The following is a 14062-nucleotide window of genomic DNA, read 5'->3' as shown; positions in this document are numbered from 1 at the left end:
TTGCCTGCCGGGTAAACTGCGGCAAGCTACCGCCCATTACATTTGCACAAGGATCCAACGCCGTGCCGACACCTCCTGTCTCCGCGCTGGTTGCCCAGATGGGCGAGGGCCCGGCGCCGCTGTATGCGCGGGTCAAACAGATGATCGCCCAGCAGATCGACAACGGCAGCTGGCCGCCGCATCACCGGGTCCCCTCGGAGAGCGAGCTGGTCAACGAGCTCGGCTTCAGCCGCATGACCATCAACCGCGCCCTGCGAGAACTCACGGCCGAAGGCCTGCTGGTGCGCATGCAAGGGGTGGGCACTTTCGTGGCTGAGCCCAAAGGTCGGTCGGCGCTGTTCGAGGTGAACAACATCGCCGACGAAATTGCCGCCCGTGGCCACAAGCATACGTGTCAGGTCATCACCCTCACCGAGGAAGCGGCCGGCTCCGAGCGCGCCCTGGCCTTGGACATGCGCGAGGGCCAGCGGGTGTTTCATTCGCTGATCGTGCATTTCGAGAACGGCGTGCCGGTGCAGATCGAGGACCGTTACGTCAATGCGGCGATCGCACCCGACTACCTCAAGCAGGATTTTACCCGGCAGACGCCCTACGCCTACCTGTCCCAGGTCGCGCCCTTGACCGAAGGCGAGCACGTGGTCGAGGCGATCCTCGCCGAGCCGGAGGAATGCCGGCTGCTGCAGATCGAGCGGGGCGAGCCTTGCCTGCTGATCCGGCGCCGCACCTGGTCGGGCCGCCAGCCGGTGACTGCCGCGCGGCTGATCCACCCCGGATCGCGTCATCGCCTGGAGGGGCGTTTCAGCAAATGAGCCAGTTGCAGGTGCTGCGCGCGCAGGATTACCCGCGCATGCCATGGAAGAACGGTGGCGGTTTCACTGAAGAAATCACCCGCGACAGCGGCGAAGGCCTGGACGGCTTCGGCTGGCGTCTGTCGATCGCCGATATCGAGGACTCGGGCGGCTTTTCCACGTTTGCCGGTTACCAGCGGATCATCACTGTGCTGCAGGGCGACGGCATGCGCCTGGTGGTGGACGGCCAGGCCAGCCGGCCTTTGCTGGCCTGCGATGCATTTGCCTTCAGTGGCGAGAGCCAGGTCAGTTGCAGGTTGCTGGGCGGGGCGATACGCGATTTCAACCTGATCTATGCGCCGCAGCGTTATCGCGCGCGGTTGCAGTGGCTGGACGGTACCCAGCGCATGTACAGCTCGGCGTCGACGGTGTTGCTGTTTGCGGCCTGTAGCCAGGTCGAGGTGGCCTTGGCTGGGCGTGAGACGCAGCGGCTGGGGTTGTATGACTGCCTGCGGCTGGAGGGCAACGAAGCGTTGCTGGAGCTGGATGTGCAGGGGCGGTGCTGCCTGATCGAACTCATTCCAACTTGAGATAGCCGGGGCTGCTTTGCATCCCAATCGCCGGCAAGCCAGCTCCCACAGGTATGCCACAAGTCTCGAAGGCTAAGGTTTACCTGTGGGAGCTGGCTTGCCGGCGATTGGGGCGCGCAGCGGCCCCTTTGTTGTCCTATCCATTCAGCGGACCGTTCCGATTATTTTGGTTGTCCATGCTTGTACATACAAGTAAAGGTGTGTTTGTATATCGACCACGACATACCCGCCCGCGGACGACCGCAGAGGACCCTTCCCGTGACCGACAACAATAAATACCGTGACGTTGAAATCCGTGCCCCACGTGGCAACAAGCTCACCGCCAAAAGCTGGCTCACCGAAGCGCCACTGCGCATGCTGATGAACAACCTCGACCCGCAGGTCGCGGAGAACCCGAAGGAGCTGGTGGTTTACGGGGGCATCGGCCGTGCCGCGCGCAACTGGGCGTGCTACGACAAGATCGTCGAAACCCTGACCCGCCTGGAAGACGACGAAACCCTGCTGGTGCAGTCGGGCAAGCCGGTCGGGGTGTTCAAGACCCACAGCAACGCCCCACGTGTATTGATCGCCAACTCCAACCTGGTGCCGCACTGGGCCAGCTGGGAGCACTTCAACGAGCTGGATGCCAAAGGCCTGGCCATGTACGGCCAGATGACCGCCGGCAGCTGGATCTACATCGGTAGCCAGGGCATCGTCCAGGGCACCTACGAAACCTTCGTCGAAGCCGGTCGTCAGCACTATGGCGGCAATCTGAAAGGCAAGTGGGTACTCACCGCCGGCCTGGGCGGCATGGGCGGTGCCCAGCCACTGGCGGCGACCCTGGCCGGGGCTTGCTCGCTGAACATCGAATGCCAGCAGAGCCGCATCGACTTCCGCCTGCAAACCCGCTACGTCGACGAGCAGGCCACCGACCTCGACGACGCCCTGGCCCGCATCGCCAGGTACACCGCCGAAGGCCAGGCAATCTCCATCGCCCTGCACGGCAACGCCGCCGAAATCCTGCCCGAACTGGTCAAGCGCGGCGTGCGCCCGGACATGGTCACCGACCAGACCAGCGCCCACGACCCACTCAACGGTTACCTGCCCGCAGGCTGGACCTGGGCACAGTACCGCGACCGCGCGCAGACCGAACCTGCGGCAGTGGTCAAGGCCGCCAAGCAGTCGATGGCCGTGCACGTGCAGGCCATGCTCGACTTCCAGAGGCAGGGCGTCCCGACGTTCGACTACGGCAACAACATCCGCCAGATGGCCAAGGAAGAAGGCGTAGCGAACGCCTTCGACTTCCCAGGTTTCGTACCCGCTTACATCCGCCCGTTGTTCTGCCGCGGCGTTGGCCCGTTCCGCTGGGCGGCGCTGTCCGGTGAGGCCGTCGACATCTACAAGACCGACGCCAAGGTCAAGGAGCTGATCCCCGACGACGCCCACCTGCACCGCTGGCTGGACATGGCCCGCGAGCGCATCAGCTTCCAGGGCTTGCCGGCGCGTATCTGCTGGGTTGGCCTGGGGCTGCGTGCCAAGCTGGGCCTGGCGTTCAACGAAATGGTCCGCAGCGGCGAGCTGTCGGCGCCGGTAGTGATTGGCCGCGACCACCTGGACTCCGGGTCGGTGGCCAGCCCCAACCGCGAAACCGAAGCCATGCGCGACGGCTCGGACGCTGTCTCCGACTGGCCGCTGCTCAACGCCTTGCTCAATACCGCAGGCGGCGCCACCTGGGTCTCGCTGCACCACGGTGGCGGCGTGGGCATGGGCTTCTCCCAGCACTCGGGCATGGTCATCGTCTGCGACGGTACCGACGAAGCCGCCGAGCGTATCGCCCGCGTGCTGACCAACGACCCGGGGACCGGTGTCATGCGCCACGCCGATGCCGGCTACGACATTGCCATCGACTGCGCCAGGGAGCAGGGCCTGGATCTGCCGATGATCACGGGCTGATCGCCGGCTTTGGCTCGCACCCCGCAAGGGGTGATACTCAACAACAAGAAGGAGCGCGCAGGCACCACAGACGGGCCTGTGGCTCCAAGCGACTGGAGTAGCAACGTGACCGAATTCACCCTCAAGCCAGGCACCCTGACCCTGGCCCAGCTGCGCGCCATTCACGCCGCGCCCGTGCGCCTGCAGCTGGCTGCCAGCGCCGCGCCAGCCATTGACGCCAGTGTGGCCTGCGTTGAGCAGATCATTGCCGAAGACCGCACCGCCTACGGTATCAATACCGGCTTTGGCCTGCTGGCGTCGACCCGTATCGCCAGCCACGACTTGGAAAACCTGCAACGCTCGCTGGTGCTGTCCCACGCTGCCGGTGTCGGTGCGCCGCTGGATGACGACCTGGTGCGGCTGATCATGGTGCTGAAGATCAACAGCCTCAGCCGCGGGTTCTCCGGCATTCGCCGCAAGGTCATCGACGCGCTGATCGCCCTGGTCAACGCCGAAGTCTACCCGCACATCCCGCTGAAAGGGTCGGTCGGGGCTTCCGGTGACCTCGCCCCCTTGGCGCACATGTCGCTGGTGCTGCTGGGCGAAGGCAAGGCACGCTACAAGGGCCAGTGGCTGTCAGCGACCGAAGCGCTGGCTGTGGCCGGCCTCGAGCCATTGACCCTGGCCGCCAAGGAGGGCCTGGCCCTGCTCAACGGCACGCAGGCTTCCACCGCCTATGCCCTGCGCGGCCTGTTCCAGGGTGAAGACCTTTACGCCGCCGCCATTGCCTGCGGTGGCCTGAGCGTCGAAGCCGCGCTGGGTTCGCGTTCGCCATTCGATGCGCGTATCCACGAAGTGCGGGGCCAGCGCGGCCAGATCGACACCGCGGCGTGCTTCCGCGACCTGCTGGGCGACGCCAGCGAAGTGTCGCTGTCGCACAAGAACTGCGACAAGGTGCAGGACCCGTATTCGTTGCGCTGCCAGCCGCAGGTCATGGGTGCGTGCCTGACCCAGTTGCGCCAGGCCGCCGAAGTGCTGGCGGTCGAAGCCAACGCCGTATCCGACAACCCGCTGGTGTTCGCTGCCGAAGGGGACGTGATTTCCGGCGGCAACTTCCACGCCGAGCCGGTGGCCATGGCCGCCGACAACATTGCCCTGGCCATCGCCGAAATCGGCTCGCTCAGCGAGCGCCGCATCTCGCTGATGATGGACAAGCACATGTCCCAGCTGCCGCCGTTCCTGGTGGAAAATGGCGGGGTCAACTCCGGCTTCATGATTGCCCAGGTGACCGCTGCTGCGCTGGCCAGCGAGAACAAGGCCTTGTCCCACCCGCACAGCGTCGACAGCCTGCCCACCTCGGCGAACCAGGAAGACCACGTTTCGATGGCCCCGGCTGCCGGCAAGCGCCTGTGGGAAATGGCCGAGAATACCCGAGGCGTCCTGGCCATCGAATGGCTGGGTGCCTGCCAGGGCCTCGACCTGCGCAAAGGCCTGAAGACCTCCACCAAGCTGGAGCAGGCGCGCCAGGCACTGCGCAGCGAAGTGCCGCACTACGACCGTGACCGTTTCTTTGCGCCAGACATCGAGAAGGCCGTGGAACTGTTGGCCAAGGGGAGCCTGACCGGTTTGCTGCCGGCCGGTGTGCTGCCAAGCCTGTAATGCCTCTGGGGCCGCCATGCGGCCCAATCGCCGGCCAGCCGGCTCCCACAGTGAGGGAGCTGGCTTGCCGGCGATCTGGCTGCAAGGCAGCCCCCCTCTCGACCTCACGACCACAAAAACAATTCAAGGACGTGACATGCAACAAGCTCAAGGTCTCAAGCGTGGGCTAAGCGCCCGCCACATCCGTTTCATGGCCCTCGGTTCGGCCATCGGCACCGGGCTGTTCTACGGCTCTGCCTCGGCCATCCAGATGGCCGGCCCAGCCGTGTTGCTGGCCTACCTGATCGGCGGCGCCGCCGTGTTCATGGTCATGCGCGCCCTCGGCGAAATGGCCGTGCACAACCCGGTGGCCGGCTCCTTCGGCCACTACGCCACCACCTACCTCGGCCCTATGGCCGGCTTCATCCTCGGCTGGACCTACGCCTTCGAGATGGTCATCGTCGCCATCGCCGATGTGACCGCCTTCGGCATCTACATGGGGTTCTGGTTCCCCGAGGTCGCTCGCTGGATCTGGGTGCTGGGCATCGTGTTCCTGATTGGCGGCCTGAACCTGTGCAACGTCAAGGTCTTTGGCGAAATGGAGTTCTGGCTGTCGTTGCTCAAGGTCGGCGCCATCGTGGCGATGATCCTCGCCGGCCTGGGCATCATGGCCTTCGGCTTCAGCCAGGTGGGCAGCGGGCAGGCCGTTGGCGTGAGCAACCTGTTCGACCATGGCGGCTTCATGCCCAATGGCGTCGGTGGCCTGATCGCCTCGTTCGCCGTGGTGATGTTCGCTTTTGGCGGCATCGAGATCATCGGTGTCACGGCCGGTGAGGCCAAAGACCCACAGCGCGTGATCCCCAAGGCGATCAACGCGGTGCCGCTGCGCATCTTGCTGTTCTATGTGCTCACCTTGTTCGTGCTGATGTGCCTGTACCCATGGCCGCAGATCGGTAGCCAGGGCAGTCCGTTCGTGCAGATCTTCAGCAACCTGGGCATCGGCTCGGCGGCTGCGGTGCTGAACGTGGTGGTGATCTCGGCGGCGATCTCGGCCATCAACAGCGACATCTTCGGTGCCGGCCGCATGATGTATGGTCTGGCCCAGCAAGGCCATGCGCCGCGCGGCTTCAGCAAGTTGTCCAGGCACGGCGTGCCGTGGATGACCGTGGTCGTGATGGGGGCCGCACTGCTGGTCGGCGTGCTGCTCAACTACCTTATCCCCGAGAACGTCTTCCTGCTGATCGCCTCGATCGCCACCTTCGCCACCGTCTGGGTGTGGTTGATGATCCTGGTTACCCAGGTGGCCATGCGCCGCAGCATGCGCCGTGAAGAGGTCGCCCAGCTGAAGTTCCCGGTACCGTTCTGGCCCTATGGCCCGGCCATGGCCATTGCCTTCATGGTGTTCATCTTTGGCGTGCTCGGTTACTTCCCGGACACCCAGGCGGCGTTGATCGTCGGTGTGGTCTGGGTGGTGTTCCTGGTGGCGTCCTACCTGCTGTGGTGCAAGCCGCGGGCAGGGCAGGGCCAGCCAGTTGCAGAGCCGGTTGAGCTACACCGCTAGTACAGGAGATTGTGCATGAGAACCCTCTGGCAGCACTGCCATGCGGCAACCATGGCCGAAGGCCGTTATTCGCTTATCGAAGATGCGGCCATCGTCACCCACGCCGGGCTGATCGAATGGATCGGCCCGCGGGCCGGGCTGGGCCCGGTCGAGGCCGAGCGCACGGTGGACCTGGGCGGCGCCTGGGTCACCCCCGGGCTGATCGACTGCCATACCCACGCGGTATTCGGTGGCAACCGCAGTGGCGAGTTCGAACAGCGCCTGCAAGGCGTCAGCTATGCCGAAATCGCCGCTCAGGGCGGGGGCATTGCCAGCACCGTGCGGGCCACCCGCGCGGCCAGCGAGGATGAACTGTTCGCCAGTGCGCGCCAGCGGGTTCAAGCCTTGATGCGCGACGGCGTGACAACCCTTGAGGTCAAATCCGGCTACGGCCTGGACCTGGCCAACGAACGCAAGATGCTGCGCGTGGCCAGGCGGCTGGCGGATGCCCTGCCACTGACGGTGCGGGCCACCTGCCTGGCTGCTCATGCCTTGCCACCGGAGTACACCGGCCGGGCGGACGACTACATCACGCACATCTGCGACGAACTGCTGCCAAGCCTGGTCGGCGAAGGCCTGGTGGACGCAGTGGACGCCTTCTGCGAACACCTGGCGTTCACCCCGGCCCAGGTCGAGCGGGTGTTCATCAAGGCGCGGGCATTGGGGGTGCCGGTCAAGCTGCACGCCGAACAGTTGTCTTCGCTACACGGCTCCAGCCTGGCTGCGCGTTACCGGGCGCTGTCGGCCGACCACCTGGAATTTATGACTGAAGAAGACGCCATGGCCATGGCCAAGGCGGGCACGGTCGCGGTGCTGCTGCCGGGCGCTTTCTATTTTTTGCGCGAAACGCAACTGCCGCCGATGGACGCCTTGCGCCGCCATGGGGTGAAGATCGCCCTTGCCAGCGACCTCAACCCGGGTACCTCGCCCGTGTTGTCGCTGCGGTTGATGCTGAACATGGGCTGTACGTGCTTGCGTATGACGCCGGAAGAAGCCCTGGCCGGCGTCACGGTGCATGCCGCCACCGCGCTGGGCCTGGGTGACAGCCACGGCTCGCTGGAAGTTGGCAAGGTGGCCGACTTCGTCGCCTGGCAGGTCGAGCGCCCCGCCGATCTGGCGTACTGGCTCGGCGGCGACCTGCCCAAGCGCGTGGTGCGCAGTGGCCATGAGATTTCCAATTGAGGGAGGCAAGATGGACAAGGTATTGAGTTTCCACCAGGGGCATTTGCCGTTGCTGATCAGCATGCCCCACGCCGGCCTCAAGCTGACCCCGGCCGTAGACCAGGGCCTGGTCGACCAAGCGCGCAGCCTGCCCGACACGGATTGGCACATACCACGTCTTTACGACTTTGCCCGGGAACTGGGGGCCAGCGTGGTCGCCGCGCAATATTCGCGGTTCGTCATCGACTTGAACCGCCCGGCTGACGACAAACCGTTATATGCCGGCGCTACAACCGGCTTGTATCCGGCCACGCTGTTCGATGGCGAGCCTTTGTTCAAGCAGGGGCTGGAGCCCACTGCCGAAGCGCGCAGGGCCTGCCTGGCGACAATCTGGCAGCCTTATCACCAAACGATCCGCAATGAGCTGGCGCGCCTGCGGGAAACCTACGGCTACGCGCTGCTGTGGGATGCCCACTCGATTCGTTCGCTGATCCCGCACCTGTTCGAAGGCAAGCTGCCGGACTTCAACCTGGGCACGTTCAATGGCGCCAGTTGCGACCCGGGCCTGGCCGAGCGGCTGGTGCAGGTGTGCAGCCAAGCCCAGGGTTACAGCCATGTGCTTAACGGGCGCTTCAAGGGCGGCCACATCACCCGGCATTACGGCGACCCGGCGCATGACATCCATGCCGTACAGCTGGAGCTGGCGCAAAGCACCTACATGGAAGAGCAGGAGCCGTTTACCTACCGCGAAGACCGCGCCCAGCCGACGCGCGAGGTGTTGAAGGCGTTGCTCCAGGCCGCATTGGCATGGGGCCGGGAGCATCACGGCAAGTAATGGGCGGCGCGCCGTCGCGTGGGTTTACTCAGCTGTTACCCACGAAGGTGAGGGTGAGTTCGCGCAGCAGCGCCAGTTCTTCCTGGTGCTTGTCCTCCCAAAGGCCCTGCTGCAGAGCGACTTCCTCGTGCAGCGGGTGCTCGCTGCCGGACAGCTCCAGTACCCGCTGGCGGTAACGGGCCTCTATCTGCGCGAAGCGCGGCGCATGTTCGCCGCGCAGGCGCTGGGTCCAGCCGGAATTGGCCAGCAGGTAATCGATGAACACTTCACTGTGTTCGCTCTGGCGCACGCTTTCCAGTACCCGCGACAGCTCGCCTCGGGCCAGGTTTGCGGCCCCGCGAAAACGCATGCTGTCGGCGATCGGCAGGTCCAGCTCCCTGGCCAGCTCGCGACGGTAGGCCAGGCGCACCGAGACCAGGTCGCCTGAACCGGTGCGCGTGGCAGCAAGCTTTTCCAGCTGGTCGACGCGGAACAGCCGTAACAGGCGCTGGTGAAGGCTGTGCAGGGTATCGCCAGCGTCGATCAGCAGGCGGTTGGCCATGAGGTACAGTTCGATGTTGTTGAACTCCTGAAGTGCGCCGTCGTGGCACGTCTGCGACCCCGTTTCAGGGTCGGGCAGCGCCGCTGCGGCAATGCTTTCCATGATCGGCCGTTCATCCTGGTTGGCTGCGGCAGCCACCAGCATCAGGCGCACCCGCGCACAGAAGTCGCCCCGGGTGGTGGGGTCGACGAACGGCGCGGCATTGTGCAAACGGCCTGCCAGCCGCAGCAGGTCGCTGCCCTCCAGCTGTTGCCAGCAGCTGCGCAAGGCTTCGTTCTGAGCCTCGTCACCCAGCAGCCAGTCTTCGAGCCTGGGGGTGTCGTCGCCCTGCAACGGGAAATGTGGGTGGTCGAGCGAGCCTTCACTGGAGGAGTTGACCAGCATCAGGTTGTCTGGGATGTCCAGGGCGAACGAGTAACTGCGCTGGCTATCCGAGTAGGCCCGCACGCGCAGGATGGTGGCGTCGGGCAAGGGGTTGTCGAACAACGAAATCGACGAAATCGGCATGGCGTTGTTCAGGTTGGAGAGGATGTGCTCGGGCAGTTGGGTGATGTTATTCGAGCTGAGGTCCAGCAACTCCAGGGGTAGCAGCGCGTCACACCAGTCTGGCCACGCGTGCAGGTTCATGTTGGTCAGTTCGAGGGACGTCAGGTTGGAGGACAACCGCGCAGGCACCTGGGTGATGCTGCCGATGCGGTTGCCAGACAGGTCGAGCGAGGTCAGGTGCTCAAGCTCGGCAAAGGTTTCCAGCATGGTCTGGTCGACCTCCAGGCCCATGTTGCGAAACTCCAGGTAGGTCAGGCGCGGCAGGCGTGGCAAGGCCGATGCCAGTGCAGGCGTAGCACCTTGGTGGGCATCGATGGTCAGGCGGGTGATGTTCGGAAAGCGGGCAAGCAGTTCGCTGAGTTGTGCTGAAGTGCCACTGAGGCGGGTCAGGGTCATCGCATGCACACGCTCGCCGAAGAACGCCGGAAGGCGGCGCGGGAAGTGTTCGATGGCAACGTCCTCCAGTTGCAGGCGAAGGTATTGCTGGCCCTGCTCCTGGCGCTCCCAGAATGCGTTTATCGCCGTTGCCATACGCTGCCGGTCGGTCAGGGCCGCCTGGGTCAACGGGTTGCTCGAACTCGAGGCCTGGACCCAGCCATCGATCGCATCGCGCATGAGTTGCCGCTCGCTGCGGATGCGTTCCAGCCGTTGGTTCAGCGCCAGGGGCTGATCCACGGTGACCTGGGCCGTTTCCGGGCGTTCGTTGAGCAGCAGGCGTTGCAGGTGCATTTCATTGATGGGGTTGCCTTGCAGCGAAATCACCGGCGCGCGTTGCAGCGGCGTTTCCCCCAGCAGGAACGCGGGCAGTGACGTCAGGTTGTTGTCCTGTAACGACAGGTGCCCGATACGATTCAGGGTTTCGCTGTCGATACCGGTGGGCCATTGGCTCAGTTGCATCCGGTTCAAGCCCAGGTAATCCAAGGTAAACCAGTGGAAGCTGGCCCTGTCGATGCCTTGCTGCAGGCGGTTGCCACTGAGGTCCAGATGGGTAAGCCGTGCATGGCCTGCCAGCTCGCCAAGGTGGCTGTTGCTGAACGCCAGGTTCTGGTTGGTCATGGCCAGCCTGCGCAGGTTCGGCAGGGTCGAGGCAATGGTCGGCACGCTGGGCAGCAGCAGCGAGGGGGTTGCTCTGGGGTTGTACGGCCTGCTGATTTCCAGTGCTTCCAGCCCGGGCATCAGCCGCAGCAAGCGTTGCATCAGCCGCTCGCTCTGGCCCCAACCTGCCAGGGTGCCGCTTGGTAGGTCGAGCAGGTGCAGGCTGCGCACGCGGCGGTAGAAGAAATCGGGCAGGGTCAGCGGGATGTCAGTCAGCGGTACGCCTTGCACGCGCAGTTCGGCACCGAGCGCGGCATCATCCTCCAGGGCGGTGTCGTACCAGTGCTGCATGATCGCTTCACGCAGGGTGTCATAGGTGCGGGCCGCCTGGTCGGAGGCCGGTGAAATGGCTTCGCTCCAGTCGTCCAGGCTGCGTTGCAAGGCGTTGCGTTGCTCCATCAGCGTGGTCAGGTATTCGAGGATCTGCAGCCGGTTGCGGCCGTTGGCGGCAAGCGACATCAGCACCTGCTCGGCCGGCCTGCCGGTGCGCTCCGGAATGCCGGTGGCCCTGAGCGTGCTCAGCAGGTGCTGGCGCATGCTGCCCTGGTTTTGGTCATCACCGCTGCTCAAACGGTAGCCAACGCGGCCATCGGCAAGACGCATCGGCGAGCGATAGCCGGGCCGGGGCGGTTGCATGCCCAACGCATCGCGCAAGGCCGGGCGGGGTAACAGCGGGCTCTGTTGCAGCAGGTGCTGAAGGGCCTCGCCGCTGGCGACGCCCAGGCCTTGCATGGCTTCGGGCAAGGCTGCATGCAGCGCGCTGAAGAGCTGCGGGTAGCGACGCACCGCCGCCCCAGGCTCGCCCTGCGCGTGAACGATGTAGCCGGCCGGCGAGTGGGTGATGGTCGCCCAGGGGCTGCTGCCGTGCGCGCCGATGGCATGGTCCTGGTCGGGCCAGTGACTGCGCTGCAACAGGCGCAGCCGCGTGTCTGCGGGCCAGCCCGGCAGGCGGGGCAAGGTTTGCATGATCAGCCGGTCGCTGTCCCAGCTTTGCGCGCCGGCCAGGTACAGGCCCTCATAAGCGCGGGCAAGGCGCACGTGTTGTTGGTAGGCGCGAATTTCCTCGGCCAGGTGCAGAGGCACCTTGCCGGCACCCAGGGCTTGCAGGTCAATGGCACTCGCGTTGCGCACCAGTTCATCGATGATCGGCGCTGGCAGGCTGGGGTAGACCCGGCGGATCACCTCGCTGGTGGCCGGTAGGGGGGTAGCGAGGCGCGCGTACGCCGTGGTGAACGCTGCAGGCCAGGCGCTTTGGTCTGGCAACTGGCGGATGTGGGCATCCAGCTTGAACCGCTGCAGGGTGTCTTCCAGCAGTGCGGGCAACCGCCGGTTGTGGGCCAGGCAGTGGCGCAACGTGTCTTCGTGGATATCGCAGACGTGCAGGATCCGCTGCAAGGTCGCTTCATCGAAAGACCCGCTCAGGTGCCCCAGGCGGCGCAGCAGGCGTGCGCCGTCCCAGTTTTGGGGCTGCTCGGACTCCAGCAACCATGCCCCTGCACCATTGTGCAGCGCTTTGGGCTGGTAGCCTGCCGGGCGGGTCGGGTGTTCAAGGCGGTAACCCGTCGCAGCGGGGGTCACCGAGTAGACCCGGTTTTCCACGGGCAGCCAGGTTTTGCCGCCGTAGTGAAGCAGGCCGGATTCGTCTGGCTCCAGCCCACCCGGCAATACCCGGTCGTGGGCGAAGGGCGCCAGGTCCGCGTGCCACAGGCGGCGCTCGCCGTCGGCCAGGTCGATCGGCTGCAGTTCCTCGATGAATGATGGCGTCTCCACGGGGATCCGCTCGACCACCGGGGTAGCCTGCCCCCCGCCGGCTGCCGCGAGTGCGGCCATGATGGCGACGTTGTCGATCACGTCCATCAAGTAGTCGAATGCCTGCTGGCGATCACCGTCGAGCCAGCTGTCGATGCCCTCGAACGTTTCATTGGCCAGTTGCAGGGCCGTTACCCCAAGCATCGCGGCGCCGAGCGGGGGGATGAACAGGGCGGCAACGTTCAGGCTGACGAAGGCCAGGGCCTTGAAGTAGTCAAGGTGGCGTTGCGCAGTCTTGCCGTTTTGCATGGCTGTCGGCACCGCATGGAACAGCCCGTCATCCCTCAGCCGCTTCTGCCGTTGGCAGGCCAGCTCGTCCAGGTACGGGCGGGTGAAGGGCTGCACGTGCAGACGCACCTGCGCGTTGGCGATGCGCTCCAGGAAGGAGCGCTTGTGCCGATCGGGTAGCAGGCGCTGGCATTCCGGGCGGCGGAACGCAGGCAACTGTTCACGCAGGAACGCTTCGGCATCGGCCCTACTGGCGTGCTGGGTCAACGGCTCGGGCATGCCGGGCAGGTAAAGCACCACCCAACCCGCATACGGGTACACCGGCCCTGGTGGGAATCGGCCGGCGCCCACTGGCCGGCGTGCGTCGAGGCCAATCGCCATGGCCCCGGTCAGAGGAACATGCAGCAACTCGATGCCCGCACACAGAACCGGGCGGCCATCGTGTTCAACCTTTGGCTCACTGGCGAGCTTGAGCAAGGTTGCATGGAGGGCCGTGTCGATCCGGCCCAGCAGGCAGGCGTGGTGAACCTGCAGCTCGAATGTGGAGCGCTCGGCAGCCTTGAACACGCCGGCAATGGCCGGCGCGTTGGGCTGCTCGTCCGGTGGGTCGAGCGCGTCGAGCAGCCGTTGATACTTGCCGCCGATATCCAGCTCGCGTGCCAGGGCCGCGAACGCTTCCGCGACGATGGGCAGTTGCACCGCCTGGGAGGCCAGGCCAACGTCGTTGCTATCGAGAATGGCCGAGGCTTGGCCGCCGGCGCGCAAGCCGTTGGGCTGGGCCTCGAAGGCCTCGAAGTTCTGCAAGGCACTGTGCAGCAGGGGTTGGGTGGCCAGCTTGAGCGCGCGGGACGAGGTGACGAAAGGATCGCCGCCAGGGCTGGAGAGCGCCTCGGTAAGGGCGGCCGCCCTGTTCAGGTTCATCAGGTAGGTACGCTCGACATCGATTGTGGTGCCGAAGCGCTGGCTGACCGCGGTGGACAGCAGCTCGGTGGCATAGCGCTGCAGGTCGGGCAGGGTTGCCAGGAGTGCGCTCAGGTTCGCCTCGGCTTGCACGTGTTGGCCATAGGTTTGCACCAGGGCCTTGGCTACCGTTGGGTTTGCCAGGCATGCGCGTTCCAGCCTGTGGTCGCGCTGGCTGGCCGCTTGGCGCAGCTGGCGGCGCTGCTCTGGCCGGGCGTCGACCACCCAGGCGGGTAGCTTGCTGCTGACCAACTGGTGGTAGAAGTCGGGCTCGCAGGCTGCAGGTTTGGTGGAATCGATCATGGGGAGTCTCACTTCGAGGGTGTTCCCCGATGCTAGGGAGGCTCGCCTGCGCCCTGC

The 14062-nt window shown here is 65.3% G+C and carries 8 protein-coding genes; 7 read left to right on the top strand and 1 reads right to left on the bottom strand.

The genetic code is table 11. The annotated features are described in order from the left end of the window. Positions 1-98: 98 nt before the first annotated feature. The 7 genes from hutC (at position 99) to hutG (ending at position 8523) form a co-directional block, all read left to right on the top strand. On the top strand, positions 99-809 hold the full coding sequence (gene hutC, locus GEV39_RS23250; RefSeq protein ID WP_173891755.1) for a histidine utilization transcriptional repressor HutC: 711 nt from the start codon (positions 99-101) through the stop codon (positions 807-809). Further along, a complete protein-coding gene (locus GEV39_RS23245; RefSeq protein WP_173891371.1) occupies positions 806-1378 on the top strand; it encodes a HutD/Ves family protein in 573 nt (190 codons plus the stop codon). The genes hutC and GEV39_RS23245 overlap by 4 nt, the downstream gene beginning before the upstream one ends. Before the next feature lie 258 nt (positions 1379-1636). Further along, positions 1637-3310 (top strand): urocanate hydratase, encoded by a 1674-nt coding sequence (gene hutU / locus GEV39_RS23240; RefSeq protein ID WP_173891370.1) that lies wholly within the window; start codon positions 1637-1639, stop codon positions 3308-3310. A gap of 105 nt (positions 3311-3415) precedes the next feature. Beyond that, on the top strand, positions 3416-4948 hold the full coding sequence (gene hutH, locus GEV39_RS23235; RefSeq protein ID WP_173891369.1) for a histidine ammonia-lyase: 1533 nt from the start codon (positions 3416-3418) through the stop codon (positions 4946-4948). 136 nt (positions 4949-5084) lie between these two features. Then, a complete protein-coding gene (locus tag GEV39_RS23230) occupies positions 5085-6488 on the top strand; it encodes an L-histidine transporter HutT (RefSeq protein ID WP_173891368.1) in 1404 nt (467 codons plus the stop codon). Between the two features lie 15 nt (positions 6489-6503). Continuing rightward, positions 6504-7709 carry an imidazolonepropionase gene (hutI, locus tag GEV39_RS23225; protein WP_173891367.1) on the top strand — a complete coding sequence of 402 codons (1206 nt, stop codon included), beginning with the start codon at positions 6504-6506 and terminating at the stop codon, positions 7707-7709. A gap of 10 nt (positions 7710-7719) precedes the next feature. Continuing rightward, positions 7720-8523, top strand: a complete 804-nt coding sequence (gene hutG / locus GEV39_RS23220) for an N-formylglutamate deformylase (protein WP_173891366.1) — start codon at positions 7720-7722, stop codon at positions 8521-8523. Positions 8524-8551: 28 nt separating this feature from the next. On the opposite strand, the gene GEV39_RS23215 is transcribed toward hutG, so the two are convergent. Beyond that, positions 8552-14005, bottom strand: coding sequence for a dermonecrotic toxin domain-containing protein (locus GEV39_RS23215; protein WP_173891365.1), 5454 nt, complete (start codon positions 14003-14005; stop codon positions 8552-8554). Between the last annotated feature and the right edge of the window lie 57 nt (positions 14006-14062).

The organism is Pseudomonas sp. NY5710 (assembly GCF_013305665.1).
Taxonomy (GTDB): Bacteria; Pseudomonadota; Gammaproteobacteria; order Pseudomonadales; family Pseudomonadaceae; genus Aquipseudomonas; species Aquipseudomonas juntendi.
The sequence above is the reverse complement of the archived record's forward strand: the minus strand, read 5'-3'. Positions and strand labels throughout refer to the sequence as shown.

Coding starts and splice junctions, on each gene's coding strand:
- hutC (WP_173891755.1), top strand. CDS start 99: ATGGGCGAGGGCCCGGCGCCGCTGTATGCGCGGGTCAAACAGATGATC.
- GEV39_RS23245 (WP_173891371.1), top strand. CDS start 806: ATGAGCCAGTTGCAGGTGCTGCGCGCGCAGGATTACCCGCGCATGCCA.
- GEV39_RS23230 (WP_173891368.1), top strand. CDS start 5,085: ATGCAACAAGCTCAAGGTCTCAAGCGTGGGCTAAGCGCCCGCCACATC.
- hutI (WP_173891367.1), top strand. CDS start 6,504: ATGAGAACCCTCTGGCAGCACTGCCATGCGGCAACCATGGCCGAAGGC.
- hutG (WP_173891366.1), top strand. CDS start 7,720: ATGGACAAGGTATTGAGTTTCCACCAGGGGCATTTGCCGTTGCTGATC.
- GEV39_RS23215 (WP_173891365.1), bottom strand. CDS start 14,005: ATGATCGATTCCACCAAACCTGCAGCCTGCGAGCCCGACTTCTACCAC.